This is a genomic window from Solibacillus sp. NPDC093137, assembly GCF_050280445.1.
Classification (GTDB): Bacteria; Bacillota; Bacilli; order Bacillales_A; family Planococcaceae; genus Solibacillus; species Solibacillus isronensis_B.
Genome location: NZ_JBNNVH010000001.1, coordinates 1,195,239 through 1,221,421, shown reverse-complemented (window position 1 = coordinate 1,221,421; position 26,183 = coordinate 1,195,239). Strand labels below are relative to the sequence as shown.

The 26,183-nt window shown below is 37.8% G+C and carries 32 protein-coding genes and 1 other annotated feature; of the genes, 25 read left to right on the top strand and 7 right to left on the bottom strand.

Annotated elements, in window-relative coordinates:
* The first annotated feature begins 2 nt into the window (after nucleotides 1–2).
* From ACQKN3_RS06270 to ACQKN3_RS06170, 21 genes are all read left to right on the top strand, one after another.
* Nucleotides 3–932: a bile acid:sodium symporter family protein gene (locus tag ACQKN3_RS06270; protein ID WP_427710214.1), complete on the top strand. Its 930-nt coding sequence runs from the start codon at nucleotides 3–5 to the stop codon at nucleotides 930–932.
* Entirely contained in the window at nucleotides 929–1,882 is a 954-nt protein-coding gene (locus ACQKN3_RS06265) for an SDR family oxidoreductase (protein WP_427710212.1), read from the top strand. Before ACQKN3_RS06270 ends, ACQKN3_RS06265 begins: the two co-directional genes overlap by 4 nt.
* Nucleotides 1,883–2,178: 296 nt before the next feature.
* A complete protein-coding gene (locus tag ACQKN3_RS06260) occupies nucleotides 2,179–3,411 on the top strand; it encodes a DNA polymerase IV (RefSeq protein WP_427710210.1) in 1,233 nt (410 codons plus the stop codon).
* Nucleotides 3,412–3,568: 157 nt separating this feature from the next.
* Complete coding sequence (locus ACQKN3_RS06255; protein WP_427710208.1) at nucleotides 3,569–5,053, top strand: MFS transporter; 1,485 nt, start codon at nucleotides 3,569–3,571, stop codon at nucleotides 5,051–5,053.
* Nucleotides 5,054–5,171: 118 nt separating this feature from the next.
* Nucleotides 5,172–5,621 (top strand): protoporphyrinogen oxidase, encoded by a 450-nt coding sequence (locus ACQKN3_RS06250; RefSeq protein ID WP_251688286.1) that lies wholly within the window; start codon nucleotides 5,172–5,174, stop codon nucleotides 5,619–5,621.
* Nucleotides 5,622–6,560 carry a TRM11 family SAM-dependent methyltransferase gene (locus ACQKN3_RS06245; RefSeq protein WP_427710206.1) on the top strand — a complete coding sequence of 313 codons (939 nt, stop codon included), beginning with the start codon at nucleotides 5,622–5,624 and terminating at the stop codon, nucleotides 6,558–6,560.
* A 128-nt stretch (nucleotides 6,561–6,688) separates the two neighbouring features.
* Nucleotides 6,689–7,123, top strand: coding sequence for a MarR family winged helix-turn-helix transcriptional regulator (locus ACQKN3_RS06240; protein WP_251688284.1), 435 nt, complete (start codon nucleotides 6,689–6,691; stop codon nucleotides 7,121–7,123).
* Nucleotides 7,124–7,200: 77 nt separating this feature from the next.
* Nucleotides 7,201–8,184, top strand: coding sequence for a ring-cleaving dioxygenase (locus ACQKN3_RS06235; protein WP_427710203.1), 984 nt, complete (start codon nucleotides 7,201–7,203; stop codon nucleotides 8,182–8,184).
* A gap of 33 nt (nucleotides 8,185–8,217) precedes the next feature.
* A complete protein-coding gene (locus ACQKN3_RS06230) occupies nucleotides 8,218–8,820 on the top strand; it encodes an alpha/beta hydrolase (protein ID WP_427710201.1) in 603 nt (200 codons plus the stop codon).
* Nucleotides 8,821–9,261: 441 nt separating this feature from the next.
* Nucleotides 9,262–10,203, top strand: a complete 942-nt coding sequence (gene rnz, locus ACQKN3_RS06225; RefSeq protein WP_427710199.1) for a ribonuclease Z — start codon at nucleotides 9,262–9,264, stop codon at nucleotides 10,201–10,203.
* Nucleotides 10,204–10,327: 124 nt separating this feature from the next.
* Complete coding sequence (locus ACQKN3_RS06220; RefSeq protein WP_251688276.1) at nucleotides 10,328–10,558, top strand: acyl-phosphate glycerol 3-phosphate acyltransferase; 231 nt, start codon at nucleotides 10,328–10,330, stop codon at nucleotides 10,556–10,558.
* A 211-nt stretch (nucleotides 10,559–10,769) separates the two neighbouring features.
* Nucleotides 10,770–11,102: a nitrite reductase gene (locus ACQKN3_RS06215; protein WP_340735011.1), complete on the top strand. Its 333-nt coding sequence runs from the start codon at nucleotides 10,770–10,772 to the stop codon at nucleotides 11,100–11,102.
* Between the two features lie 61 nt (nucleotides 11,103–11,163).
* Nucleotides 11,164–11,493, top strand: a complete 330-nt coding sequence (locus ACQKN3_RS06210) for a histidine kinase (RefSeq protein WP_427710197.1) — start codon at nucleotides 11,164–11,166, stop codon at nucleotides 11,491–11,493.
* A gap of 17 nt (nucleotides 11,494–11,510) precedes the next feature.
* Nucleotides 11,511–11,825, top strand: a complete 315-nt coding sequence (locus ACQKN3_RS06205) for a hypothetical protein (RefSeq protein ID WP_427710195.1) — start codon at nucleotides 11,511–11,513, stop codon at nucleotides 11,823–11,825.
* Between the two features lie 131 nt (nucleotides 11,826–11,956).
* On the top strand, nucleotides 11,957–12,277 hold the full coding sequence (locus ACQKN3_RS06200; protein ID WP_427710193.1) for a hypothetical protein: 321 nt from the start codon (nucleotides 11,957–11,959) through the stop codon (nucleotides 12,275–12,277).
* Between the two features lie 134 nt (nucleotides 12,278–12,411).
* Nucleotides 12,412–12,693: a hypothetical protein gene (locus ACQKN3_RS06195; RefSeq protein ID WP_008407889.1), complete on the top strand. Its 282-nt coding sequence runs from the start codon at nucleotides 12,412–12,414 to the stop codon at nucleotides 12,691–12,693.
* A 99-nt stretch (nucleotides 12,694–12,792) separates the two neighbouring features.
* Entirely contained in the window at nucleotides 12,793–13,497 is a 705-nt protein-coding gene (locus ACQKN3_RS06190; protein WP_238541496.1) for a UDP-N-acetylmuramyl pentapeptide phosphotransferase, read from the top strand.
* Between the two features lie 338 nt (nucleotides 13,498–13,835).
* On the top strand, nucleotides 13,836–14,177 hold the full coding sequence (locus ACQKN3_RS06185) for a cupin domain-containing protein (RefSeq protein WP_427710191.1): 342 nt from the start codon (nucleotides 13,836–13,838) through the stop codon (nucleotides 14,175–14,177).
* A 26-nt stretch (nucleotides 14,178–14,203) separates the two neighbouring features.
* On the top strand, nucleotides 14,204–14,365 hold the full coding sequence (locus ACQKN3_RS06180) for a tRNA U-34 5-methylaminomethyl-2-thiouridine biosynthesis protein (protein ID WP_065216172.1): 162 nt from the start codon (nucleotides 14,204–14,206) through the stop codon (nucleotides 14,363–14,365).
* A 144-nt stretch (nucleotides 14,366–14,509) separates the two neighbouring features.
* On the top strand, nucleotides 14,510–14,887 hold the full coding sequence (locus ACQKN3_RS06175; protein WP_065216171.1) for a hypothetical protein: 378 nt from the start codon (nucleotides 14,510–14,512) through the stop codon (nucleotides 14,885–14,887).
* A gap of 290 nt (nucleotides 14,888–15,177) precedes the next feature.
* Nucleotides 15,178–17,322, top strand: coding sequence for a transglycosylase domain-containing protein (locus ACQKN3_RS06170; RefSeq protein ID WP_427710188.1), 2,145 nt, complete (start codon nucleotides 15,178–15,180; stop codon nucleotides 17,320–17,322).
* A 218-nt stretch (nucleotides 17,323–17,540) separates the two neighbouring features.
* Here the strand turns inward: ACQKN3_RS06170 and ACQKN3_RS06165 are convergent, their stop codons facing one another.
* Both ACQKN3_RS06165 and ACQKN3_RS06160 read right to left on the bottom strand, forming a co-directional pair.
* The gene (locus tag ACQKN3_RS06165; RefSeq protein WP_339264389.1) at nucleotides 17,541–17,933 is read right to left on the bottom strand and encodes a cohesin; all 393 of its coding nucleotides are present in this window, start codon (nucleotides 17,931–17,933) and stop codon (nucleotides 17,541–17,543) included.
* A 201-nt stretch (nucleotides 17,934–18,134) separates the two neighbouring features.
* Nucleotides 18,135–18,689, bottom strand: a complete 555-nt coding sequence (locus ACQKN3_RS06160) for a nucleotidyltransferase family protein (RefSeq protein ID WP_427710186.1) — start codon at nucleotides 18,687–18,689, stop codon at nucleotides 18,135–18,137.
* 196 nt (nucleotides 18,690–18,885) lie between these two features.
* Between ACQKN3_RS06160 and ACQKN3_RS06155 the strand changes: the two genes are divergently transcribed.
* The gene (locus ACQKN3_RS06155; RefSeq protein ID WP_014824058.1) at nucleotides 18,886–19,173 is read left to right on the top strand and encodes a hypothetical protein; all 288 of its coding nucleotides are present in this window, start codon (nucleotides 18,886–18,888) and stop codon (nucleotides 19,171–19,173) included.
* A 76-nt stretch (nucleotides 19,174–19,249) separates the two neighbouring features.
* On the opposite strand, the gene ACQKN3_RS06150 is transcribed toward ACQKN3_RS06155, so the two are convergent.
* The 4 genes from ACQKN3_RS06150 to proC form a co-directional block, all read right to left on the bottom strand.
* Entirely contained in the window at nucleotides 19,250–19,714 is a 465-nt protein-coding gene (locus ACQKN3_RS06150; protein ID WP_014824057.1) for a DMT family transporter, read from the bottom strand.
* An 11-nt stretch (nucleotides 19,715–19,725) separates the two neighbouring features.
* On the bottom strand, nucleotides 19,726–20,154 hold the full coding sequence (locus ACQKN3_RS06145; protein ID WP_251688254.1) for a DMT family transporter: 429 nt from the start codon (nucleotides 20,152–20,154) through the stop codon (nucleotides 19,726–19,728).
* A gap of 82 nt (nucleotides 20,155–20,236) precedes the next feature.
* Nucleotides 20,237–20,551 carry an ArsR/SmtB family transcription factor gene (locus ACQKN3_RS06140; RefSeq protein ID WP_008407867.1) on the bottom strand — a complete coding sequence of 105 codons (315 nt, stop codon included), beginning with the start codon at nucleotides 20,549–20,551 and terminating at the stop codon, nucleotides 20,237–20,239.
* Between the two features lie 99 nt (nucleotides 20,552–20,650).
* On the bottom strand, nucleotides 20,651–21,457 hold the full coding sequence (proC, locus tag ACQKN3_RS06135) for a pyrroline-5-carboxylate reductase (RefSeq protein ID WP_427710182.1): 807 nt from the start codon (nucleotides 21,455–21,457) through the stop codon (nucleotides 20,651–20,653).
* An 82-nt stretch (nucleotides 21,458–21,539) separates the two neighbouring features.
* Nucleotides 21,540–21,751, bottom strand: a binding site (T-box leader).
* A gap of 311 nt (nucleotides 21,752–22,062) precedes the next feature.
* Here proC and ACQKN3_RS06130 point away from each other — a divergent pair.
* Both ACQKN3_RS06130 and ACQKN3_RS06125 read left to right on the top strand, forming a co-directional pair.
* Entirely contained in the window at nucleotides 22,063–23,061 is a 999-nt protein-coding gene (locus ACQKN3_RS06130; RefSeq protein ID WP_427710180.1) for an MBL fold metallo-hydrolase, read from the top strand.
* A 7-nt stretch (nucleotides 23,062–23,068) separates the two neighbouring features.
* Nucleotides 23,069–23,545 carry a YxiG family protein gene (locus tag ACQKN3_RS06125; protein ID WP_251688240.1) on the top strand — a complete coding sequence of 159 codons (477 nt, stop codon included), beginning with the start codon at nucleotides 23,069–23,071 and terminating at the stop codon, nucleotides 23,543–23,545.
* Nucleotides 23,546–23,741: 196 nt separating this feature from the next.
* Here the strand turns inward: ACQKN3_RS06125 and ACQKN3_RS06120 are convergent, their stop codons facing one another.
* On the bottom strand, nucleotides 23,742–25,202 hold the full coding sequence (locus tag ACQKN3_RS06120; RefSeq protein WP_427710178.1) for an amidase: 1,461 nt from the start codon (nucleotides 25,200–25,202) through the stop codon (nucleotides 23,742–23,744).
* 131 nt (nucleotides 25,203–25,333) lie between these two features.
* On the opposite strand from ACQKN3_RS06120, the gene ACQKN3_RS06115 reads away from it, so the two are divergent.
* Nucleotides 25,334–26,056: a response regulator transcription factor gene (locus tag ACQKN3_RS06115; RefSeq protein ID WP_427710176.1), complete on the top strand. Its 723-nt coding sequence runs from the start codon at nucleotides 25,334–25,336 to the stop codon at nucleotides 26,054–26,056.
* Nucleotides 26,057–26,183: the final 127 nt, after the last annotated feature.

Below are 26,183 nucleotides of genomic sequence, written 5' to 3'. Positions count from 1 at the left end.
ATATGGGAATTGATTCTATTCAAATCAACTTTAATGAGACGGCCTTGTTAATAATGAACATCGTCATTGGATTTATCATGTTTGGCGTAGCGCTCGATCTGCAAGTTTCAGATTTTAAGAGATCGTTAAAGACCCCCAAACCGGCGTTAATCGGCCTTGCTTGTCAATTCTTCCTGTTGCCGGCGATTACATTTGTACTTGTCAGCATTATTCAGCCGATTCCTAGTATTGCGTTAGGTCTGTTTTTAGTCGCCGCTTGTCCAGGAGGAAATTTATCGAATTTTTTAACGCATTATGCAAAAGGCAATACACCACTGTCGATCAGCATGTCAGCCATTTCCACGGTTTTGGCAATTGTCATGACACCGCTGAACACGATGTTTTGGGCGTCTTTATATGGTCCAACAAAAGAGATGATGACATCGTTCAGTATTAGTGTTGTCGATATGTTCACGACAATTTTCTTTATGCTCGGTCTGCCGCTTATTATCGGGATGTATATTCGAAAAAAATTCCCGAAATTTGCAGCCCGCTTCAACCAGATAATGATGAAACTATCGATCGTCATTTTCGTGATGTTTGTTGTCATTATGGTAGCGAATAATTTTGATGCGTTTATTAATAATGTTGGAGCTGTTGTTTGGGTCGTGATCCTGCAAAATTTACTGGCGATTTGCATCGGCTATTTCTCTTCCCGTGCATTAAAAGTGAATGAGCGCGACAGAAGAGCAATCGCAATTGAGGTTGGTATTCAAAATTCGGGTCTCGGCCTCGTACTCATCTTTACCTTCTTTGGAGGTCTGGGAGGCATGGCGCTGGTTGCGGCAATGTGGGGAATCTGGCATATTATTTCCGGTTTAGCAATCGCAACTTTCTGGTCAAGGCGCGCTCCCGAAGCAATTGTCACAGTTCAACAGGAGGTCCAGGCATGAACGTTTTAATCACAGGGGCGGGCGGTTATTTAGGACAGCAGCTCGTCCTCTATTTACTGGAAACTACAAATCATTCAATAATAGCAGCTGATATTCGGAAAACGTCACCTTTTGAAGTACATCCTAATCTACAATATATCGAATTGGATGTCCGCTCAGATGAAGCACAGAAATATTTCGAACAATATAATGTTGACGTCGTTGTACATTTGGCTTCAATTGTTACACCTGGAAAGAAAAGTAACCGGGAATTTGAATATTCGGTCGATGTATTAGGAACAAAAAATATACTGGAAGCATGTGTAAAGACGAATGTTAAAAGGATTGTCGTTTCATCCAGTGGTGCGGCTTACGGCTATTATGAAAATAATGCACAATGGATAGAAGAAACAGATCCAATCCGGGGCAATGAAGCTTTTGCCTATTCCTATCATAAGCGGTTAGTAGAAGAAATGCTCGAGCAATACCGATCGCAATACCCGCAGCTCGAACAGACAATATTTAGGATCGGTACGATTTTAGGGAAGAATGTACGCAACCAAATTACAAATTTATTCGAACAGAACATGGTGCTCGGTGTTGCCAAATCAAAAAGCCCATTTGTATTTATATGGGATCAGGATGTCATTTCCTGTTTTGCTAAGGCGATTGACAGTGAGGTTACAGGCATTTTTAATTTGGCAGGAGATGGTGCGGTCACAATAGATGATCTGGGTGTTTTGCTGAATAAAAAAGTAGTGAAAATACCGGCGCCGGTCATAAAGGGAAGTTTGTTTGTGTTAAAAAGGCTGAAGTTAAGTCAATATGGAGAGGAACAGGTTGATTTCCTGCGTTACCGTCCTGTTCTGAATAATAAGAGATTGAAGGAAGTTTTCCAGTTCATTCCACGAAAATCCTCGCTCGAAGTGTTTGAATACTACTGGCAGCATCGAATGAAAGAGTTGAAATAGATTGGGTTTTATTAATAATTGTGGTTGTTCCGGAGAGTCAGATTTTTATTTGATTTTCCGGCTTTTTTATGTAGATGGCTATTTAAAAGACGAAATTTCCCCCGCATTTTATATAGAAGCGGCACGTTTTGGCGAAGATAACGATAGAAGTTTCAATTATTTTAGAACTTATAAATTAATTTGATGAATAACATGGAATTTCTCCTTATTTAATGGAATCAGCGTTTGCCCCGGAACATTATTAATGTAGTAAAATAGTATCTATAAACAATCTGCTCAGTAAAGGAGGTGGGGAAATGGCGGCGAGAGTTATTTTCCATTTAGATATGAACAGTTTTTATGCATCTGTCGAACAGGCTCATGATCCGAGTTTAAAGGGGAAACCGATTGCTGTTGCGGGAAATGCTAAAGAACGGCGCGGCATTATCGTAACAAGCTCATATGAGGCCCGTGCCAAAGGGATTTATACAACGATGACTGTTGGGGAAGCAAAGCGTAAATGTCCCGAACTGCTGTTGCTGCCCCCTGATTTCCCAAAATACCGGGCAGCAAGTGCGGCAATTTTCTCCATATTACGTAGCTATACGGATTTAGTAGAACCTGTATCGATTGATGAAGGCTATTTGGATGTAACGGAACGCTCCAAATCACAGCATCCGCTCCAATTGGCCGAGGAAATTCAGCAGCGAATTTTACATGAGCTCGATTTACCGTGCTCGATTGGTATTGCCCCTAACAAATTTCTCGCTAAAACCGCTTCAAACATGAAAAAACCGCTCGGAATTACGATTCTTAGAATTCGTGAGCTGCCGGAGCTTTTATGGCCGCAGGAAGTCGTGACAATGCACGGGGTAGGGGAGAAAACAGCGAAGAAGCTGAATGGGCTAAATATTTTTACAATCGGTGATTTGGCACAAGCGGATGAGCGACTGTTAATACGGAATTTAGGAAAAAACGGAGCTCGACTCATCAAACGTGCAAATGGCATTGATTCACGGCCGGTTGACCCGAACGCTATATTTGATACGAAAAGTGTTGGGAATTCGACGACCCTTCCAAGGGATGAGACCGAATATTATATTTTGAAGGAGACGTTTGAAAAGCTGAGTAAAAGTGTATCCGAACGTCTGAAAGTGAAATATTTGGCGGGGACAACGGTGACAATTCAAATACGCAATTTTGACTGGCAAAATGCTTCGCGCAGTAAAACATTGCGGAACGCCGTCAATCAGGCAGATGAAATATTTGAAATCGCGTGGAAGCTGTTTACCGAAAACTGGGATGAAACACCTGTTAGACTGATCGGCATTACCGTTTCCAACGTTGTCGATCAATCCGAATTAACCCAGCAGCTCAGTCTGTTTAATTTTGAACAGCATATAAAAGATGAGCCGATTTTGGAACTGGTCGAAACTATTGAAAAGAAGTTCGGAAAAGGAGCCATTAAACGTGGAGTCCGGGCGAAATCAAAAAGCTACGCCTCAAAAACAAGTTTCAGTAAGGACTTTCTGGAGGATCATACGAAGTGAATGCAAGCTGAGTTTAAGTGGAAACTTCAACACAGCTTGCAATGTTTAAATTCTCCGAAACTCGTACATAGTGTTATGAGAATAATTTTCATTTAGTTAGGTAACTACGAAAGACCCATGCTATAATAGGGTTGATATTATGCTTCAGGAGGACAATATGAGTATTCATCCGATCCGGTTTTTACGAATAATGGGCTTACTCGATGGGATTTCGCTCATTACGTTATTACTTATTTCCATGCCGCTTAAGTATTTCGCGGATTTACCGCAAGTTGTGACGGTAAACGGCAGCGTACACGGCGGTATTTTTATGGTTTATTTTCTTGCAATCGTCATCGTGCAACTGCGCATTCAATGGCATATCGGCTGGTCATTGTTAAGCGTGCTCGTCGCATTTATCCCATTTGGCAATTTTCTGCTTGATAATAAACTGAAAAAAATGCAACCATCATTACATACAAAGCCATTTCCGAAACATTGGCTCGTTTACGCCATCATTTTCTTCTCGTTTTTCGATCTGTTCGTCCAGCTGCCGATCATGAGTACATATGCACTGTCGGTCGGCGCGACAACTTTTATCGCGGGGATTGTCGTTGGTCTATATTCATTTATGAACACATTCGGCAATATCTTTTCCGGTATTTTTACTGATAAAATTGGGGCATTTCGCATTTTAGTATTCGGTCTGTTTACGTCTGCGATCTCGCTATTATGTTACCAGCTTGTCGATAATGCGACGGCACTTTTAATCGTCCGCTGTATTCACGGGTTCAGCAGCGGTTTTATTACTCCGGCTGCCTTTACATTGCTTGCGAATATGCGTGCATCCAATGAACAGGGGAGCGGAAGCGCGGTTACAGGCTCGTTTGTCGGTATTGCGGCAATTGTCGGCCCTGCTTCAAGCGGAATTTTAGCGAGTAAAATTTCGGTGCCGAATGTGCTGGGAATCGTTGCACTATATGGCATTATTCTATTGATCGGCTTATTCCTGTTTTTACGCAAATCACCGTTACCAAAACGGGATAAGCAGAAGGCAACCGAAAAGTTCAATTGGAACAGCGGTATTTTAAAAGCATATGGCGGTGCATTTTTCCTTATGTTTTCACAAGGCGTTCTCGCATATTTATTGCCGATTTACGTGCAGGATTTAGGGTATGGTTCGCGAGTATCCGGTACATTACTAAGTGTATTCGGTATTGTCGCGGTCCTGATCTTTATATTACCGACGAACAAAATTTTCGATTATTTAAATCCGCAAGTAACATTGTTTGCCGGAGTGCTACTACTCGGACTTGCTCAAATCGGCATCGGTCTGACAACGGAAATGTCATGGCTGTATGCAATACTGGCACTTTACGGAATCGGATTTGCGTTTTTATTCCCTTCTATTAATGCCCTATTAATTGAAGCAACGACTGAACAGACTCGCGGGAAAGCATACGGTTATTTTTACGCGTTCTTCTCCATTGGGGTAGTCGCAGGGTCTTCATTATTAGGCGCACTTGATCTGGTAGGAACATCCGGCTTTGTATTTACAGGGACATTATTGTTTAGTTTCTGTATCGTTGTGCTCTATTCATTTATGAAATCGGGTGCGGCATTTGTGAAGGTTCAGCATAAAGAAAAAATGCATCATTCATAAATACGAGGTTTACCGTTTTGAAAGAAATTTCTTTCTAATGCGCTTTAAACAATAGTCATGTATACTGGACTAGGTGATTTTTTAATGGGCGAATATGGAATCGAAAGGAATTATAATCATGGTACAATTACATTTAGAAGTTTTAGAACGATGCAGTAAAGAAACAGAAGATACAATTACAGCTGAAAGTAATGCATTTGCATCTACACCAATCCACTATTTAAAGGACAATCAAGGGGAATTTATTTATGTGGAATGTGCACAATTCAACGATATTCGCATCGATGCGGTAGCACTTGAATTTGATGATGCATTTAATCTGTATACGGCATTATTCGGCTTGAAACTGCAAAAGAAACATGGTGAAGTAATTCGTCAATATTTGAAAGACAATGTGAAATCTGCATTAGGAAGCAGCAGTGCAGCGTTCTCCGGACAAGAAGGCCTTTGGGAACTGAACATTGCGGTTGACTGTATCGAAGGCTTCCATGAGAAGATGACGATTACAGAAGTTTGTGAAATGCTTTACCAATTTGTTGCGCAATTATTATCGACAGTCGAGAAATAAATGACGCAAAAATACTTATATAGTTTTACTTGGCAAAGAGATGAATATGATCTTTCACGTTTGGAAATGCGCACATTTTTTAACTTTCACGTGGAAGGAAATGTTTTAATTAGCCAGGAAAAAATAGAGCCGAGTCGTAGTCCGTATATGCGTTCAAGGTTAGCTGTTTTCCATGAAGCGAATTCAATAGAGCAACTGGTAGAAATGGCGGCACAGCTGGAGCTTGGACAAAAGACTTACAAAATTCATTGTTTGAACAATAGTAGTGATGGGATTAAGCCAAAACTTAACCGGGCGATTCGAAACGACTATATGATTCGCGTTAGCTCAGCAATCAATGCCGAACCGGAACTTGTAAAGCCGGATGTAGTATTGGGTCTTGTGATTCATGAGGAGCGCTATTATTTAGGCGAGCTTACATACGGTGAAGCGGTTTGGCTGAAGCATATGCAAAAGCCTGAAATGTACTCCACGGCACTGAGTACACGGGATGCCCGTGCGATTGTCAATATCGCGGTACCGTTTCCGGACGGATTAAAGGTGATTGATCCTTGCTGCGGTATCGGTACAGTGCTTGTGGAAGCGATGAGCATGGGCATTGCGATTGAAGGGCGCGACATCAACAAACGTGTTGTATGGGGTTCCCAAATTAATCTTCGCCATTTCGGCTATGAACCGAATGTAGAGATTGGACCAATTGAAGAGGCAAGTGAAGGCTATGATGTGGCAATTATTGATATGCCGTACAATTTATTTACGCATATTACGGGTGAACTGCAGCAAAGCATCATTACAAATGCTCGTCGGATTGCAAAGCGGGTCATTATTGTGACAATCGAATCGATGGACGATAAAATCCACGAAGCCGGTTTAACAATTATCGATCGAGCCGTATTGAAAAAAGGGAAATTCGAACGCCAAGTTTTAATATGTGAATAGTAGAAACGTTTCAATTCGGTGTGAACCTGGATTGGAACGTTTTTTGTTTGACACTGCATTTTTTACATGGTATATTTATCTCGAATTAAAGATAAATGAATTCGTGATAACAGGAAGGAGGGTACTTTATGAGTAAATATGACAAACAATTAAAAGCATTTACTGTTTTACATCGGGCACAGACATCCGTTCAAGAAGCGACGAAAAAAGATATCCAGCAGCATGATCTGAATTTAACGGAATTTGCCGTGATGGAATTGCTTTATCATAAAGGAGATCAGCCTATCCAAATCATCGGTAAAAAAGTATTGATCGCAAGCAGCAGCATTACGTATGTTGTCGATAAGCTGGAGAAGAAAAATCTCGTGGCACGTGTTGCCTGTCCGACAGACCGCCGTGTTACGTTTGTTTCATTAACGGATGAAGGAAAACAGATGATTGAATCGATTTTCCCTTCACATGAAGAGAAGATTGCATCGATTTTTGATGTGCTGTCGGATGAAGAACTGCAAAACTTTACAGACTATTTAAAGCGTGTAGGGCACCATGCGAACAAATTTTAGATTGATGAGAAGCATCGGTATCGGTGCATTTTTCTTAAACTAATATCTCGATATCGAGAAAAATGGAGGCAATACAGATGAACCATATTAAAGGAATCCACCACGTAACAGCCATTACAAGCAGTGCAGAAAAAAACTATGAATTTTTCACATATGTATTAGGAATGCGACTAGTGAAAAAAACTGTCAACCAGGATGATATTCAAACATACCACCTGTTTTTCGCGGATGATAAAGGTTCTGCAGGAACAGATATGACATTCTTTGATTTCCCGGGTATCCCGAAAGGTCGTCACGGTACGGATGAAATTTACAAAACAGCTTTCCGTGTACCGAATGATGCGGCACTGGATTATTGGGTAAAACGTTTTGACCGTCTGAAGGTACAGCATGAAGGTATCAAACCATTATTCGGCAAGAAAACATTATCATTCGTCGATTTCGATGACCAGCAATATATGCTCATTTCAGATGAAAACAATGAAGGGATCGCTTCAGGTACACCTTGGCAAAAAGGTCCGATTCCATTGGAGTTTGCGATTACAGGGTTAGGTCCGATTCATGTGCGCGTTTCAAACTTCGATTATTTCAAGGAAGTACTTGAAAAAGTACTAGTAATGCGTCAAACAGGCAAAGAAGATTCGCTGCATTTATTTGAAGTAGGAGAAGGCGGTAACGGGGCATCTGTTATTGTCGAGCACAATACGGTATTACAGCCAGGCCGTCAGGGATTCGGTACAGTTCACCATGCAGCATTCCGTGTAGAAGATACAGCCGTATTGCGTGAATGGATCGGCCGTCTTGAAAGCTTCGGGTTTGGTACATCAGGCTATGTGGACCGTTTCTTCTTTGAATCGCTCTATGCACGTGTAGCACCGGGGATTTTATTTGAATGGGCAACAGATGGACCAGGATTCATGGGCGACGAGCCATACGAAACAGTAGGGGAAAACCTTTCGTTGCCGCCATTCTTAGAGAGCAAACGCGACTATATCGAAAGTGTTGTGCGTCCGATTGATACAGTACGCTCAACAAAAACAATCGAGAAGGAATACGAGTAATTCGACTATCAAATTGAGAATGGAGAATGTCCGATGAACTATATTTTTAGTAAAGGTAAAGAAGACAAGCCGGTATTTTTACTGCTTCACGGGACAGGCGGAGATGAGAACAGCCTGCTTGCACTGGCAGAAATCATTGATCCGGAAGCATCGGTTTTAAGTGTACGAGGCAATATATTGGAACACGGGATGCCGCGATTTTTCCGACGTTTAGCTGAAGGTGTTTTTGATATGGAAGATTTGGCCTTCCGTACGAAGGAACTGTATGAATTTATCGGCGAGAAAGCAAGTGAGTACGGCTTTGACCGTCAAAACATTATTGCAATCGGTTATTCAAACGGTGCCAATATCGCAGCAAACCTGTTGTTTGAATATGAAAATGCATTAAAAGGTGCGGTTCTGCATCATCCAATGGTTCCGAATCATGAGGCAGCTGTTGCGAAACAAGACGGCACACAAGTATTTATCGCAGCAGGAGTGAATGACCCGATTTGCCCGCAGCAAGAAGCGATTGATCTGGAGCGTTACTTAACGGATGCAGGAGCAAACGTGACATTAGAATGGGAATCAAACGGTCACCAGCTGACGATGAATGAAGTACAAAAAGCGAAGGCTTGGTATGAGCGTACGTTTTAATTAAAGAGATTGTTCATGTTTAAAAGACCCTTTCCGGTTTCAGGAAAGGGTCTCTTGTACTTAAGTGATTTTCTTTTTACATTTTTTATTATCCGCAAAGACGGCAATTAAGGTTCCGGATATCACCGTCATCCATAAAATAATGCTCATTTTTTCAACTCCAATCGTTTGTTTCATTACTATATGTTTAATGATAAGGAAGGATTAGTTGAATAGTCAGTTTAGCCAAGGTGGAGGTTTTTAATAAGGATTAAGGAAAGCCAACCTTAATTTTTCTGCTAATCAAGTGTTGAAGAGAGGAATTTTTATCATTCCATATGATCATTTCTTTTGCCGCCCCTTTTTTTCTTTGCATATACTTATTTGCAACCTATAATAAATACAACGATAGTAAAAAGCTTCTACATGAGGCAAACTAAACTCGTGTTAGGAGGAAATGACATGCAAATCCAATTTTTAGGCACTGGTGCAGGGATGCCGTCAAAAGAACGCAATACGAGTTCGATCGCATTCAAAATGCTGGAAGAACGGGGCTCTATTTGGCTGTTTGACTGCGGGGAAGCGACACAGCACCAGATTTTGCATACAACGGTTAAACCGCGCAAAATCGATAAAATCTTTATTACACATTTACACGGCGACCATATTTTCGGGCTGCCCGGCTTTTTAAGTTCCCGTTCCTTTTTAGGCGGGGAGGACATACTTACAATTTACGGGCCGGCGGGATTACAACAATGGATTGAACAAACATTACAATTATCTAAAACCCATTTAACATATCCGATTGAATTTGTCGAAGTAAAAGAAGGCATCGTATTTGAAGATGAGAAGTTTACGGTACGTGCACTGTCGCTTCAGCATGTTGTCCCATGTTTCGGCTACCGGATTGAACAAAAGCCGATGCAGGGCGAGCTGCTGATCGACAAGGCTTTAGCATTAGGTGTGCCAAAAGGTCCGTTATTAGGCCAATTAAAAGCAGGTCATTCAGTACAACTGGAAGATGGTACTGTTGTCAAAGGCAGTGATGTAACATCACCACCACATCAAGGATTCACTGTTGCAATTTTAGGGGATACAAAGTATTGCGAAAACAGTATCCGTTTAGCACAAAATGCGGATGTTGTCGTACACGAAGCAACCTTTGACCATTCTACAATTGAGCTGGCGGGCAAGTATGGACATGCGACGAATACGGAAGCGGCAAAAATCGCGAAAGAGGCACAAGCGAGATATTTGCTGTTGAATCATATAAGCGCCCGTTTTTTAAAGCATGATCTGATTCCGTTTTTGGAAGAAGCAAAAGCGATCTTCGAAAACAGCTACTTAGCAAATGATTTCAGTCAATATGAGTGGCGGAAAAACGAATTGCTGGAAATTGAATAGATGAATTAAATCGAGGTGTATAGTAAACGGGGTGAATGTTGACTATATGCCTCTTTACTTTTTCGAGAGAATTTTGTTCAATTACAGAAATATTCCGCTATAATGGAGGAAAGGGGGATGAATGATGCAGCAACCGACAATTTCACCGAAAGTATTACGATTGCTAGTTATTTTTCCAAATGTCATGAGCTATATTCTGTTATTTGGGGTCGTTGTGTACATAAGAACAAACTTGGAAATGCTGAAGGCGACAGACGGCTTAACGACATGGCTGATCATTGCCGCAGTATTAGGGCCAATTTCGCTCTATACGACATTCAGTATTGTGAAGCGGATTAAGAATGGATTATTGTAAAGCTTCCGGTTCGCGTAAGGGGAAAAATATTAATTGATCACATGCCAAAACACTCAGTATTTTTGAACTGAGTGTTTTTTATTATCTACTCTCTAATTAATCGAAGTACCTGCAACCCATCAGATGGATTTCCACTATATCCCGACATCCAACGAAGGTAGGGACTGAAATATGCTAATATAGGCCTAACCTTGTATAAAGGAGGATTATTTTGAATAAGTTCGGCAGAGGGATAGTAGCATTATTAGGAATTTTGCTTACTATAATTTCAAGTATTATATCAGGTGTGAATTTCTTTGATTTGAGTGGTGGTAAAGGGTTAAATACAGAAAAGATAGAAAAGAATATAGAAAAATTAAAAGGCTATTCTTGGTTTAATGAAGTATATAAAATGGAGGAGCATCAGCGTTCATTTTATTTAAGCTTAAAAATTAGAAAGTACTTACAAAGTTCTATGCGTGTAAATAGATTAATTCGTTGTGAAAAAGAGCGAGTAAAGTTTATTTTAATGTTAGAAGAAGTGGCCCGACTACGTAATAAATGATTATTTAAATTTACCTTGTGAACTGGTTGTTAAAGAATAAATTTAGACGGAGGAAAGGCACATGAAAAAAATAATTCTCTTTAATCTATTATTTTGTATAGTTGCTGTTTTTGTTGCTTTCAATTATTTTAATATTAAATCTCGAAGCGCGGTTGTATTCAATTATGTGGAAGGCTATATGGAGACTAACTATGGGATTGATGGGGAAAATATAATTTTAGTAGAAAACAATTTCCGAAGAGGAATGGGGTTGTTTGAAATAGAAGTTAAGGATAAAGTTACGAATACCTATTACTTTTTTGAAGTCGATATTAGAGATAACTATTCATTAATATATATTAGAGATCTTTCAGAGTTACATCGTAAAAATCAGGCTGATAATAAAAGGTGAGAGTGGGGGGAAGGGAAGTGATCAAACAAATTTATGCTTTTGAAAGCATACAGGATTTTGAAAACTATAAAGACGAAATTCAATTATTAAATAACAATTTGAATATGTATAAAGAATTGTTAATTAACCAATTTGAGCTCATAGAGTTACCTAAAACAATTGTTTGGACGAGTAGTAAGAATGCTACTACCGTATTTTCGCAAGTCCCTGTCCCAGCCTATACTAATCGGGAAACCATTTATATGTCGCCAAGTGTTAGTGAATGGAAGGCGTTTTACCTTTCGCTATTCGATGGTGAGGAATTAGAGAAAAGTGATGAATTGAGTACATAAAACAATATTTCCAATCACTGACGATCGATGACGTTTTTTGTATTTTAGCTCATGAATTAACACATCATATTGAACTTTTTCCTGATGAGTTTGAAGATGAGCGCAATAACAGTATTTGGTTTGAAGAAGGGATGTGTGAATATCTCTCTCAAAGAATGACATTATCGGAACAGCGATATAATGAATTAAGGAAAAATGAAAACTTATTGATTAAACTATTTAAGCCAAAGTATGGAGGCTTTTCATTAGACGACTTTGGAGCAGGTAGTTATCATCAAACATCGTTAGCTTCAATTATGCTCAATTATTGGAGAAGCACCGCTGCAATTCATTTTTTAGTAGAATGTCGCTATGAAGGCGACGTAAAAAAGGTATTTAGCAAATATGAAGAATGGCATGAAAAAGGGCGACAGCAACCTTTAACTGAATATTTTGGTGTGGAGAAATTTTAAAACCAACTATCGGTGGAATTCATGATGATGAATTTCTCCTTTTTACTTAATAAAGTGAAGGTGTGTCCGTTTCACTAAATAAATAATCTGTTTGTGCTAATATATTCAATAAGTCTTTGCTTTAGGAGGATCACATGAATTTGATCGCGCAACATCCTTATATTAAAGTAGAAAGAACCGTGACAAGTACTGAACAGTTTGAAATTGTACATGACCGGATCATTTATTTATACAATGATAAAGTCGTTACACAAAATAGAGTGTTTCCGATTAAAATTGTAATGGATTTTTCGTACCGGGAAATTGCAAAGCAGGGAGGGATCCTTTATTTACATACGTTGCAAGGTGTATATACGTATATCGTGAAATCCTCACCTGAAGCTTTCATCAATGCATATAGAGAATATTTTAAGTAAATGCAGTATTTGAAGAATTAGTTTTTTGTGGTAGGATATAGGCGGTGGCCGATTATATTAGACTTATTTGGATTTACTATTCCAGTGCATAATGAGGTGGTGGGAAGTTTGTTATATTTAACGCTGTTAGTAGGCTTGGTTTTGATCGTAATGACAACGAAGCTTACTCAGAAATTTAATCTTTCAGGCTTTTGGTTAATTGTTGGGCAAATTAGCGCATCATTAATCATTGTTTTGTTTGGTGATCTTGAAGTTAGTTATATTAATCAAATTGAATTAGGATTATTAGCGATTCCATTTTCTTTATTATTCCTAGTAGGGTTTTCTAATGTGATGAATATCGAAAAAGAGCAACAACCATTAATCTTGCTGTTGCCATGTATTTCATTACTTTGTCTTTCCATAGCGGCTTTGTTGATGGGTTATACATTTGCTTCAATTTCCGGACTATTTGCTGTGTTAACTATTATGTTGTGTGCTTCTATTTCAGGAAAAAAAACTTTAGGAAGAACCTTTACTACATCTATAGGTTTTGTAATTGCAGTACTGTCGTTGTCTTTACTTAAGCTTTCTTTTATCACAATTTACATTCCAATTTTTACTTTGGCATTACCGTTAGTAATTTATCTTTTCTTACAAAATAGATTAACTAGCGCACAGTCAATGATCATTAGCGCTTCAGTAGCTGTTTTGTTTGGTTTACTGATGTTTGTAATTCCCTTTAATATAATTTGGGATTTGGTAGTTGGGGCAACTGTTATTTTGGCTATTTCCCAATTCTCCCGTAAGTATCGATTTATTTAAAATTCATTTGGCGCGATTCTGTAATTGGAATCAGCGCTTATTTATTTTCTAGGGTGAAAATTTTGTACAAATAATCCTATGTAATTTTAGAGAATATAAAACTAAAGAAAAAAGAAAGAAGGTAACTGATGGGTATACTATTCGCTATATTATTTTTCGTTGGTCTCTTTGCTATATATGATTTGATTAGAAGAATGAACAATAATATTCTGGAACAGACGGAAGAAATAAAGAAATTAAGAGAAGAAATAAATCAAAGAGATTATAAATAATGTAAAGCACTCTTGGATAATGTTTTATCAAAATAAAAAATATAAATTCTTGTAGGGGGTTCTATCTTGCAACTATTAAATTTTACGAAAGATAAAGCGAAACCAGTTTTGAATTATAATTCAATTTTCACTACCTATAATAAAGTTATAAAAACTGAAACGCCCACAAATTTTGGATTTATTTATGTCGAAGCTAACGGTTTAGTAGGTCGTCATGAAGCACCTGTTCCACAATTGTTTATCGTGATTGAGGGAGAAGGTTGGGTTCAGGGGAAAAGCGACGAGAAGGTAAAATTGCAAATGGGTGAAGCTGTCTTATGGGAAAAAGGAGAAAGTCACGTTTGTGGTAGTCAAAAAGGTTTCACTGCTATTGATTATACAATCAGCAGAGTTACAAATATAGTATAGCCATTTTAAATTTTAGGAGGTAAAGAGTGAAAAATATACTGGGTTTAATAATGGGGTCTATAGCAGGTTGGTTAATATGGGGATATTTTACAGATGATTTTTCAGTAGAAAGGTTTTTCATGTTTTTAATGGGAATCATTATAGGGTACATAATCGGTAGAAGTAGGCCAAAAGAAGAAACTAAATAAGTACATAACTGGTACGACACATTCGTATTTCATAATTTAGAAATGCGCCTATTTTAAGGGGACAATCTAGGTTGGTGATTTTATTCCATATTTTGATAGAGGTATTTTGAATGCTTAGATTTTGAAATATCGGCGAGGTGGCAAATGAAAAACTTATTTTTATTTATCTTTGTCCTTTTGTTAAGCTCCATCTGTTTAGGTTGTACTAATGAAAATCACGTAGCAACATTAAAAGAGCCAACAGAAATTGTAATTGAATTAGAGAAAGTATATATGGAAATGCGGGAAATTGCTTGGGCAAGTTTGAGCGATACGGATAAAGAAACCGTGATGGGGAATTGGAAAGACGCGAAAGTAACTGAGGAACAGCTCAGCGTTAATGATGAAGTACTCCCAGATAATAATCCAATGAAAGTCATGAAAGTAATATTTAATACATCTCGAGACAGATTTCTGGGACCTATTGGCATCTATATAAATCCCGATACTAATAAAATAATTAGTAAAGACATAAGAATGTAAATACCTCTAAAACAACCCTCAGGATAAAGCTTATCCTTTTATCAGAAAAATAATTCAGGAGTGCTTTACTTTAAGAAGCATTTTCATCAATTGGGCGAGATTCTTAAACAAGAATTAGCGCCCATTTTACATTTAAGGGCATAAAATGTAGGAGAAATGTTATGAAGTGCAAGAATTTAAAAGAGGATAAAGTAGCGGATTACAAAATCCCTATTGACTATGTATATTTCATATCTAACAATAACCTTTATGCAGAAGCTGATTCGTCAGACTAGAAGGTGGAATAAAACGTGAGAAGAACGGAAAGAAGACAGCAAGAAAAATTAACCGGGCGGATATGGAGTAAGGTTAAAAATAAAAAAATAATGGTGAAGGTTATAGCAGTGGGTTCAGTATTTTTATTATGCTGTTTCCTCATATTTAATATTTTTGTTTGGGCAAGCGATGTCAGTAAACTAGAAGAACCCACTCCGCAGCCAACGATTATTTATGATCAAAATGGAGATATAGCCAGCAAGGTAACGGGTTCTAAAATAGATGGGGTCAGTATAGGACAGATTCCGGAACATCTTATTCATGCTGTAATTGCAACGGAAGACCAGAAGTTTTACAAGCATGGTGGAATTAATATGATAGGGATTGTTCGGGCATTGACTCAAAACATGATGAGTGGAGAAATAGTGGCTGGAGGCAGTACGATTACACAGCAGTTAGCTAAAAATGTCTTTCTAACACAAGAACGTACATATACGAGAAAGTTAAAAGAACTCATATTGACGAAGAAAATTGAACGAACATACGATAAAGACGAAATAATGGAACGGTACTTAAACCAGATTTACTTTGGTGAAGGCGCATGGGGCATACAGCGTGCTTCCGAAACGTACTTCGGCAAAGATGTTAGTGAATTAACATTAGGTGAGTCGGCTATGCTTGCGGGGTTGATTAAAGCGCCGTCAGTTTTGTCACCATTAAAAGATATGAATAAATCAGTTCAACGGAGAGACCTTGTTCTAGCATTAATGGAAAAGGAAGGTTACATAACTCAAAACGATGCAAAAAAAGCAAAAGAACAACCTATCGAATTAGAGGGCAAAAAGATGGATGATTATAAGGGGAAATATCCTTATTATGTAGACCATATTATTGAAGAAGCGATCGAACAATACGGGCTTACAGAAAATGAGGTACTTTCGGGTGGACTTCATATTTATACAGAACTTAATCCTGCAATACAAAATGCAGTTGAACAGGTATATAAAGATAATGAAATGTTTCCTGAAGGGCAATCGGACCAGTTAATCCAAAGTGGAGCAATCTTCATCAATCCCTCAACCGGAGGAATCACTGCACTAATTGGAGGTAGAGGGGAACATACTTTTAGAGGATTTAATCGAGCTACTCAATTAAAACGTCAGCCTGCGTCAACTATGAAACCATTGGCGGCGTATACTCCTGCTTTGGAGCAAGGATACGAAATCTATGATAAGTTACAAGATTCACCTATTAATATTGACGGGTATCAACCAATGAACTATGACAAACGATTCCATGGTGAAGTAACGATGTATGAAGCATTGGTGAATTCATACAACATCCCACCGGTATGGTTATTAAATAAAATGGGATTGAAATACGGTATAAATGCTGTTGAGCGTTTTGGTATTAAATTAAAAGAAGAGGATCATAATTTAGGTTTAGCACTTGGTGGTTTAAGTGAAGGTGTATCGCCTTTACAAATGGCTCAGGCATATTCCACATTTCCTAATGATGGTGTAATGGTAGAAGCACACTCTATACAAAAAATTGAAGATGCAGATGGCGAGGTCATTGCTAAGTGGCATCATAATGAGACGAGTGTTACGAAGCCCCTAGTCGCTCAAGAAATAACATATATGCTTCAGGGCGTTGTTGAAGAAGGTTCAGCAAAAAACGCTCAAGTGGAAGGATGGGAAGTAGCAGGTAAAACGGGCACGACCGAGCTTCCTTTTGCGAATTCAGGGGGCGCGAAGGATCATTGGTTTGTTGGATATACGCCAGAAATTGTTGGGGCAGTTTGGATGGGATATGATCAAACAGATGAAAATCATTATTTGATGGGAACTGGCGGATCTACTGTCACAAAGATTTTCAAAGCAGCTTTGGCTGAATCTATGACGGAATTTAACCAAAAAGAATTTAACTTACCTCTACTAGGCAAACAGCTAAAAGAGCAGGCGAAGATAGAGGAAGAGCAGAGGAAGAAAGAGAAAGAGATAAAGAAAAAAGAGAAGAAGGAGAAGGATAAGGAGAAGAAAGATAAAGAGAAGAAGGAGAAAGAAAAAGAGAAGAAAGAGAAGGATAAGGAGAAGAAAGAGAAAGAAAAAGAGAAGAAAGAGATGGATAAAAAGAAGAAAGACAAGGAAAAGGAGAACAAAAAGGAGGAAAAAGAGTAATTTGAAATGATCGAGGTTTATTATGAGGGACATCCTACTTTTCTAGGTATAATCTGTTTGCCGACTTTTGTTGCCATTTTTCCATTTAGTCGAAAAGAGGGGTTCCATACCATCTTTATTAAAAAAGTTTAAGTTTTAAAATTTTTTAATCTAAAGTGAAAAAGCCCGTGAAAAAATCTCACAGGCTTTGCTAATAAATTTATCAAGACTTAGGTTTTCTACTTATCAAAATTCGCACCATTATCACGTTTAAATGCTTGGTCTTTAGTAGGGGGGAATTCCTTTGCAATCTCTTCTAGGCTCTTCTGTTGTGATTTCATCGGAGCAAACGCATTGGACATTCGATTTGTTTGATTATTTGCAGGGAGGAATTCTTTCGCAATTTCTTCCTGGCTTTTCGGTTGTGATTTCATTGAAGCAAATGCATTGGACATTCGGTTAGCTTGATCAGCAGGAAGGAACTCTTTTGCAATTTCTTCGATTTTGGATTTAGCATCGGTTGAAAGGATGGGTGAAAATTCTTTCGCGATCTCGTAAAGAGTACCTAGCTTCGATTGATCATTACTTGCCTGCTTGTTTTCTTTATTGTTCTTATTTGACAATGTTATCATCTCCTCATACCTTAATATGAGAGATAGTGAATGGAATTATATCAAGAAATGATTGACAAAATTTTTAGTGATATTCTTGTTTTTTAGATAGGTGAACGTCATGAAAAGAATAAAAATAAAATTGATTATCGGGCGCGATTCTATCAAAAGAATCAGCGCTCTATCGTTATGACGCTTGTATGTAGCTTAGTTGTTTTTCTTTTATTCCGAATCAATTTTTAATGTATTCCAAATAGAACCCCAATTTTTACTTTGTAATCGATTTGAATAAATAGGATGTAATTTGGAGTCTGGATTAAATGGAGGAGTAGGTCTAACTAGTCCTTCAAATAAATCATTTAAGCCATAAGGAGCTAAGATTTCTATCTGATTGTTATTTAAATGAACGGCTACTGCAGTTGGAGTTTCAGGGAAATGAGCAACACTTTCAAATGATGATGAATAGGGAGAAAGTCTGTTTTTAACATGCATTCTGGCTTGATTTTTTACGGACCAGGGCAGATGAGGCATACTCTTTTGCAACTCGGATTCTAACGCTTTTTCAGACTCTATTGAACTATTCAACTCGTCAAAATATATAACATCAATATCATTTATTTCAGTTTGTACATTATGTAAGTAATCCCAAATTTTATTTCGAATAACACCCGCTGCGACCCAGCAATCATTTAATTGTAATTCTTGCACGGTTTTTAAAATCGACATCATAAGTTGATCTGATTTTATAATGTTCGTTAACTCTAATTCGTAATCCAAATGTAATCATCTCCTTTTTTACTGCTATTATATCCTTTGTATTTTGAACTAGCTATTCCTTATAAAAGATTATACAAACTTAATGCTTACAATGTTTTGCCTTAGAGAAGCACTGGAAGTCAGATTGATTTCATTAGGGAAATTCTTAACAAGTTTTCAGTTTAACTGGTAAAGTATGTATATGGAGGGGAGTTTAATGGGGAATTTTTTAGTTGTACTAATGATCTTTTTAATCGTTATTGCAAATGTTATTGGGTTTATAATCTTCAAAAAGGAGAAAAGCCTGTACTCTGCTGCATTGATAATATTACTGCTGGCAGGTGTATTTGGGGGACTAGGAATTGCGTTATCATTATTTATTAATGATGCCTTTGCCATATTCTACGGGCTGAATCTTGCCGGCTATTTACTAATTAATAGTCTGATTGTATTCCTTATTGCCATTTTAGTAACTATAATTAAGAAATTTTACAGTATTTTTTAAAATCGAATTATAAAGGCAATCCTCATCAGATGAAGATTGCCTCAAATTGGTTATTTATAGAGAAGTCTTCACTCTCTTATGCAACAGTATCATCGGTAGTACGTTTATTTCCTTTATAGATAAAATATAGGGAGATAAACATAAAGAATAAGGCAAATGTTCGTTTAACATCTAATTCTATGACTAAGCTATTGAACCACCCGAAATGATCAATAATCACTCCGATTACTAGTTGACCAGCTATACCAGCAATACTGGTTGCGATCACTCCAATTCGTGGTACTGCCATAACTGTCAACAGTAAATACATAGTACCTAAAAACGCTGCACTTAATTGCCATTTTGGCGCCTCTAAAATTCCTAGCAGATTCCCGTTACCGAAAAATAAAATAAATATGGTCAAAAACATTGTCCCAGTTAGAAAGGTTAAAAATGTTGTTTCAATTGTTCCGGCTTTTTGACTAAATGTACCATTGATAGATGATTGTGCGCTTAATGTGATACCGCCAATCAACGTGAATAGAATCATAAATAATCCCATGGAAATGCCTCCTAATTTATTAATATAAGTGCAATGATCATTGAAATAACTGCATATATTTTTTCTTTATTAATCTTATTTTTCTTACTCCCTAACCACCCGAAATGCTCGATCGTCATACTCATTACCAATTGCCCGATGATGACAGCAACCATTGTTATGCCTACTCCGACGAACGGGACACTTACAACGATGGAAGTTAAATAAACAACACCTAAGAGCCCTCCAAGCAATGCCCATTTAGGTGCCTCCAAAGTATAGGAAATCCTGCCTTTTCCAAAAAAGAGCCACAAAAGCCCCATGATGATTGAGCCCATAAAGAAGTTATAAAAGCTTGTTTCTATTTGTCCGATTGTTTTTCCTAGTTCAGCGTAAATTGCGCCTTCAAAGCTAAGTGCTGCTCCAGCTAAAAAAGCAAATAGATAAAATATAAAGCGCATAGATGAAATCCTCTTTTCGGTATAATTGTATATCTAGAAATATCAATATAAGTTTGATAAAAAAAAACAGAAATCAATAATATTAGATATCTGTTTTAAAGTATTCAGCTAACTGTTGAATAAATTCTTCATTACGTCTGTAGTATGTCCATTGTCCATGGCGAATCGACTCAAGTAAACCAGCTTTTTGCATCATATTTAAGTAGCTAGAAACAGTAGATTGAGAAATTTTGGCCTTTTCCTGAATATCCCCAACACATACTCCACCCTTGTAACTTACCTCCTTCGGTAGGTGAGCGCCTTGTTTTGGGAAATGTTTCTCGGGTTCCTTTAACCACTCTAAGATATTGAGTCTTGTTTCATTCGATAATGCTTTGAATACATCAATAGGTTCCATGCGTGTAATTATATATCTAGAATTTTCGATATGTCAAGGTGATTTATTGAAGTATTTCCCAGGAAAAGTAACCCACCAGTTAAACTAGTGGGTGCTTTTTTATTCCCCGCGTGCCAGTTCTCTTGAGCGGTTTTCTGCACTTCGAACACAGTTCACAATTGCTTCGTTAAAGGACATCGATTCAAGGGCTTTGATTCCAGCTTCTGTCGTTCCACCTGGACTCGTTACTTTTCTACGCAATATTGAAGGTTCAACGTTTCCGGATTTCAGCATTTCAGCTGAACCGGCTATTGTCTGTACCATCAGTTCCCGCACGACTTCCTTTGATAGCCCAAACTCAGCGCCGGCCTGTTCAAATGCTTCAACCAAATAGTATAAATAGGCAGGACCGCTTCCCGCAAGCGCTGTAACTGCATGAAGCTTTTCTTCCTCAACTTCAATGACTATGCCAATCGCTTCAAGCATTTGAATATAAAGTGCACGCTGCACTTCTGTTACATGCTGATTGAATGCAATACCGGATGCAGACATGCCGATTGTTGCAGAAGTGTTTGGCATCACACGAGCTATCGAACGGCTGCCGAGATACTGTTCAATAGTTTCGATGGTTACACCAGCGAGCACCGATATAATAGCTGTATCCGCACCTAGATGTGGGGCGATAATTTCCATTGCAGCGCGGGCATCTTTCGGTTTCATTGCCAAAATGACGAGATCCGCATCCTGCAATTGTGTATGGTCCTCTAACAGGTTGACATCGTAGCTTTCGACCAATTCTTTAAGTCGTTCTTTATTGGACCGATTGGATATGAACAGGGCATGGGGATTGATAACATTCCTTTTGATCCACCCGTGAATGAGCGCTTCTGCCATCGAACCCGCGCCGATAAATATAACTTTTTGCATACTGTATCCCTCCGATTTTTAAATCCGATTCCTTTAAACATTTGTAAAAGAAATATAAAAAAGCACTTCCATCCCTACTATCAGTAAGGACGAAAATGCATTGATTTCCGCGGTACCACCTTTATTCACACATAATGTGTGCAGCTTCAGCCTTTTTATCGCAAAGGGTACGGTTATGTTGTCATAACGGCTCAAAAGGAGGTTCAATTATTTCAGCGGGTTATGCCGATTTCAGCAAAGACGGCACTCTCTATAACCTTAAAATAATCTACTTGGCTTTTTCATTGCCTGTAAATTTTGAATTATCCAAAATTATAGTGCTGTATTGAAAAACTGTCAACCTTTGACGTGACGAATGAAGAAAAAAGAGTTAAAATAAATGAATAGTCATTCATTACAAGCATACCAATTACGCCTCGGCGTAATTACGTCCAGATTTTTTTGAGTATACTCAAAAACTTTCAATTTAAAATCTGTGACATCTGCCAGAGGCTTATCTTTATTCAGCTGGCTTTTGTACCAGCAGCTGGGTTAAACAAAACAAGCAGCTATCATCTACTTGAAGAGGTGAGTGATTGCTGAATTAAGATAAAGGGGATTAAAATATGGAAGTACATAAAATTGTTATACCGACACCATATGCAGTGGGAGATGTAAATGCTTTTCTAGTAAAGGGGGATGCACTGACATTATTCGATGCAGGTCCGAAAACGGAAGAAGCATATGAAGCAATCAAATGGGGTTTACACAGTGCAGGTTATGACTTGAAAGACGTGGAACAAGTCGTGCTGACACATCATCATCCGGACCATGCCGGTTGGATCGACGCATTTCCAGCGGCGGAAGTATTAGGGCATCAATATGTTGATTACTGGATGAAGAAAGAACCGGAATTTCTGCAGTATCATGAGCGGTTTTTTAAAAAGCTTTTAATCGAGCAAGGAGTACCGGAAAAATACGTAAACCGGATTTTACATGTTAAAGGGGAAATTGAGTTATTCGGTACGATTCCATTGACTGGCTATTTAAAAGAGGGGGATGAAGTGCCAGGTCATCCTGGTTTGAAAGTATATGAAACACCCGGTCATGCACAAAGCCATCTGATTTTTGTCGACGAGACTACTCGGGAATGTATCGGTGGAGATTTACTGCTGGAACGCACATCATCGAATCCATTAATCGAGCCACCACTAGATTTATCGATGGAACGTCCTAAATCATTGCTGCAGTATAATGAATCACTCAAGCGACTGAAAAATTTAGAGATTTCAAAAGTGTACGCGGGGCACGGAGGGGAACTGACAAATATCGAACCACTCATCGATGAGCGCTTGGAAAAACAAAGACAACGTGCATTAAAAGTATACGGTCTGCTTCAAACACCGCAGACAAATTTTGAAATGACTACTCAATTATTTGAACGCATTTACCAGCAGCAGCTTGGGCTGACACTATCGGAAACATTAGGGCAGTTTGATTACTTGGTCGATCAAGGGATGGTCGAGATTGAAGAGCGGGATGGGATTCATTATTATAAGAAAAGTGATATTTCCCGTCATGCTTCAAGAGAAGCGAATAAATCATTAAATAAAACAGGGTATTAATAGAAAAATGAAAAATCTTAAAGATGTTCAGTATTTATTAGAGCACAATGTCAATGGGTGGGAAATTTCTTCTTTAGATATAAACTATTTCGCTGAAACGATTTCCCTTATAGTTGAAAGTGTGAAAGGCCAAAATATTATTAAAACGCATGTAACTTTTAAAGAAGTTATTTCTTATTTTATTTATCAGGAACCGGTCGTGTATGATCAGGAGTCAAACAAAACGTATAGGTTAAATGACCGCAAATATAATGATAATAATTTTGTCAGTGAAATTGGCTACCATCAGAATGGATTCGGAAAAATTAAAATTGAAAGTTTAAACCGAGATTTAACAGCGATTGAAGATATCAGTTCAAATACAAATTTTTATTTCCAGGTGAATAATAAAGATCACTTTTTTATTGAAGCGAACAAAGTTCAAATCAATGATGAAACATTTAGTGATATACTTCAAAGCAGTGGAAATTTTAAAATTCAATAGTTCGGACGCCTCCTAATTAAAAATTGGGAGGTTTTTTTGTGGTTAAAATAAATTGATTTTCTTTTCGTAAGAAATCTATGTGTTTTAGTTAAGCAGATTTGTATTTTACAATAGAAAAGGCATAGTTTAGGAATGTAATATATAGTTAAAATAGTAGTACAAACCTTGGCTCTGGTTTGTACTACTATTGTATTTATTATACTGTTATGTTTGATGGGCTAACATGAATAGCTGGTTTGCGATCAATCCACGGTATGGCTTCTTCTAGTTGTTTCCCTAATTGTAATAGCGTTGTTTCATCGCCATATCGCCCTGCAAATTGCATACCAATTGGTAAGTTATTGTTACTTAAATGTAATGGTAATGAAAGTGCTGGTTGTCCAGTTGCATTGTATAGTGCAGTATAAGGTGCAACTTGTCCCAGCATTTGATGTGTTAATTGTAACGCTGAAATATTAGGATTGTTGGCATTTAGAACATTGTGCTTTACTGGCTCAGATCCCATCGTCGGACTTAATGCTACATCATATTTAGTGAAGAATTCTCCTACTTGACGAGAAACTTTTGCTTGTATTTCAATTGCCGCTTTGTATCGTAATGCGGACATATTTTTTCCTTCTTGGTAACAGTCCCAGATCGCTGCTTCAATTACATCTTCGGTTGGCTCTTCACCCTTCATTGCTGCGACCGCTTCAATCATTCCTGCTACAGATGCAGACCAAATATCATTCACAGCGGCCAAAAACTCTTCGCCATCGTATTCAGGATAATCTTCTACTACCTCGTGACCCAAAGAACGTAGTAATTCCACTGTTTTATTTAATGCTGCTACCACTTCATCAGTTGGCTCGTGATTTAAAGCTGTTTTTGTACTATAAGAAATTCGTAGCTTTCCTACAGGCTTTTTAATACCTACTTTGTAGGGAACTTTTGGACGTGGTGCGTAGCAATACTCGCCTGGACGTTCAACACTTACCGCATCTAATAATGCGGCAGTATCACGAATTGATTTTGTTAAAGCAAATTCAATGCCATTTCCAGCTAATGGCTCGCTATTAAATGGACCAGCACTTACGCGACCACGAGTTGGTTTTAAGCCAATAACACCACTATTTGCAGCTGGAATACGAATAGAACCGCCACCGTCATTACCATGTGCAATTGGAACAATACCACTTGCAACTGACGCTGCTGCACCACCTGATGAACCACCCGAGCTATGTCCTAATCCCCATGGGTTATGTGTTGGACCGTAGAGCACACCCTCAGTTGTAGCATTGTAGCCCCATTCAGGTGTGCTTGTCGTACCGATTGTCACAAAGCCTGCTTTTCGGAATGATTCCATTAAAAAACTATCTACTGGAAAGCTTACGCCTTCCGCAAAACGGCTGCCGAAGTTTGTAGTAACATCTTTTGCATGTAGCAATATCTCTTTAATTAAGAAAGGGACCCCTTGGAAATCACCTTCAGGTAATCCGGCTTCAATTTCTTTATATGCTTGCTCTTTTAAAATTTGCCAGACGCCATTTAATTGAGGGTTTACTTTGTCAATTCCCTCTAATGCTAAATCTACTAGCTCTTTTGGTGTAACTTGCCCTGTCTTAACTAATTCAGCTAAACCTAATCCATCATAATTTGCATACTCGTGTAAGTTCATCCAATCACCTCGTTGTTTTGTTTGATACAGTCTCATTGTATTAAGAGTTGAAAAAGAATAATATTACCCGAAAGGATAATTATATCTTTCGTAGAATATTTATGACATGAAATAGTAAATGAGGTGCTTTTTTGTTTGAGGGAAAAGATTATGAAAATGTCTTGAAGACAGTCTTTCAACTATCAAATATAGATATTCAACAAAGTCGAGAGGATTTCAAATTAAATGTTTTAGAAATATTAAGGGACACATTGTGTTATCACCATTCAGTATTTTGGGAAGTAACTGAGGGTGAACTGAATGAGACTCCTACGGTATTAAATATTGAACAATATACGGTTCAAGATTATTTAACAACATATAAATATTATGATCCGTTACATCCAGCTAATATGCAAAATCAGCCGACAATTCAATTAATTCATCAACATGATAATATTTCATTGAAAAAGAAAAACTATTATCAAGATTATTTTCTGAAGCATACTTATTTTAAAGATGAGATGGTAATGTATTTAAAAGACGGGCACAATTCACTAGCAGCGATTGGTTTTTTAAGAAACAAAGACGAAAAAAACTTTCATCTAAAAGATACATTGAAATTATCTTATGTAAGAAAAGCATTAGAAAACGTTTATTTACTCTGGAAAAATGCACAGCCAACAAGGTTGAATCATATTACAATGCGTGAAGAGGAACTATTAAACTACATTTGTAAAGGCTATAAAAATCATGAAATCGCAAAGTTATTATTTGTAAGTGAGAACACTATAAAGAAACATCTTCAAAACTTATATCGAAAATGCCAAGTAAGTAACCGCACTCAGTTAGCACTTATTTATTCAAAGTTATAAATAAAATCAAACTTTAGTTGATGAGGTTAACAAAATTGTCTAAATACTATCATTGAATACCCAACGTATTTTTTACGTCAATAGGTTTTAATCATGTAACAATTCATGTCTCAACCCTCAATGTTTG

What these genes read in the sequence shown, in the direction of transcription:
- ACQKN3_RS06270 (WP_427710214.1), top strand. Translation starts at nt 3, where the DNA reads ATGGGAATTGATTCTATTCAAATCAACTTTAATGAGACGGCCTTGTTA.
- ACQKN3_RS06265 (WP_427710212.1), top strand. Translation starts at nt 929, where the DNA reads ATGAACGTTTTAATCACAGGGGCGGGCGGTTATTTAGGACAGCAGCTC.
- ACQKN3_RS06260 (WP_427710210.1), top strand. Translation starts at nt 2,179, where the DNA reads ATGGCGGCGAGAGTTATTTTCCATTTAGATATGAACAGTTTTTATGCA.
- ACQKN3_RS06255 (WP_427710208.1), top strand. Translation starts at nt 3,569, where the DNA reads ATGAGTATTCATCCGATCCGGTTTTTACGAATAATGGGCTTACTCGAT.
- ACQKN3_RS06250 (WP_251688286.1), top strand. Translation starts at nt 5,172, where the DNA reads ATGGTACAATTACATTTAGAAGTTTTAGAACGATGCAGTAAAGAAACA.
- ACQKN3_RS06245 (WP_427710206.1), top strand. Translation starts at nt 5,622, where the DNA reads ATGACGCAAAAATACTTATATAGTTTTACTTGGCAAAGAGATGAATAT.
- ACQKN3_RS06240 (WP_251688284.1), top strand. Translation starts at nt 6,689, where the DNA reads ATGAGTAAATATGACAAACAATTAAAAGCATTTACTGTTTTACATCGG.
- ACQKN3_RS06235 (WP_427710203.1), top strand. Translation starts at nt 7,201, where the DNA reads ATGAACCATATTAAAGGAATCCACCACGTAACAGCCATTACAAGCAGT.
- ACQKN3_RS06230 (WP_427710201.1), top strand. Translation starts at nt 8,218, where the DNA reads ATGAACTATATTTTTAGTAAAGGTAAAGAAGACAAGCCGGTATTTTTA.
- rnz (WP_427710199.1), top strand. Translation starts at nt 9,262, where the DNA reads ATGCAAATCCAATTTTTAGGCACTGGTGCAGGGATGCCGTCAAAAGAA.
- ACQKN3_RS06220 (WP_251688276.1), top strand. Translation starts at nt 10,328, where the DNA reads ATGCAGCAACCGACAATTTCACCGAAAGTATTACGATTGCTAGTTATT.
- ACQKN3_RS06210 (WP_427710197.1), top strand. Translation starts at nt 11,164, where the DNA reads ATGAAAAAAATAATTCTCTTTAATCTATTATTTTGTATAGTTGCTGTT.
- ACQKN3_RS06200 (WP_427710193.1), top strand. Translation starts at nt 11,957, where the DNA reads ATGTGTGAATATCTCTCTCAAAGAATGACATTATCGGAACAGCGATAT.
- ACQKN3_RS06195 (WP_008407889.1), top strand. Translation starts at nt 12,412, where the DNA reads ATGAATTTGATCGCGCAACATCCTTATATTAAAGTAGAAAGAACCGTG.
- ACQKN3_RS06175 (WP_065216171.1), top strand. Translation starts at nt 14,510, where the DNA reads ATGAAAAACTTATTTTTATTTATCTTTGTCCTTTTGTTAAGCTCCATC.
- ACQKN3_RS06165 (WP_339264389.1), bottom strand. Translation starts at nt 17,933, where the DNA reads ATGATAACATTGTCAAATAAGAACAATAAAGAAAACAAGCAGGCAAGT.
- ACQKN3_RS06155 (WP_014824058.1), top strand. Translation starts at nt 18,886, where the DNA reads ATGGGGAATTTTTTAGTTGTACTAATGATCTTTTTAATCGTTATTGCA.
- ACQKN3_RS06150 (WP_014824057.1), bottom strand. Translation starts at nt 19,714, where the DNA reads ATGGGATTATTTATGATTCTATTCACGTTGATTGGCGGTATCACATTA.
- ACQKN3_RS06145 (WP_251688254.1), bottom strand. Translation starts at nt 20,154, where the DNA reads ATGCGCTTTATATTTTATCTATTTGCTTTTTTAGCTGGAGCAGCACTT.
- ACQKN3_RS06140 (WP_008407867.1), bottom strand. Translation starts at nt 20,551, where the DNA reads ATGGAACCTATTGATGTATTCAAAGCATTATCGAATGAAACAAGACTC.
- proC (WP_427710182.1), bottom strand. Translation starts at nt 21,457, where the DNA reads ATGCAAAAAGTTATATTTATCGGCGCGGGTTCGATGGCAGAAGCGCTC.
- ACQKN3_RS06130 (WP_427710180.1), top strand. Translation starts at nt 22,063, where the DNA reads ATGGAAGTACATAAAATTGTTATACCGACACCATATGCAGTGGGAGAT.
- ACQKN3_RS06125 (WP_251688240.1), top strand. Translation starts at nt 23,069, where the DNA reads ATGAAAAATCTTAAAGATGTTCAGTATTTATTAGAGCACAATGTCAAT.
- ACQKN3_RS06120 (WP_427710178.1), bottom strand. Translation starts at nt 25,202, where the DNA reads ATGAACTTACACGAGTATGCAAATTATGATGGATTAGGTTTAGCTGAA.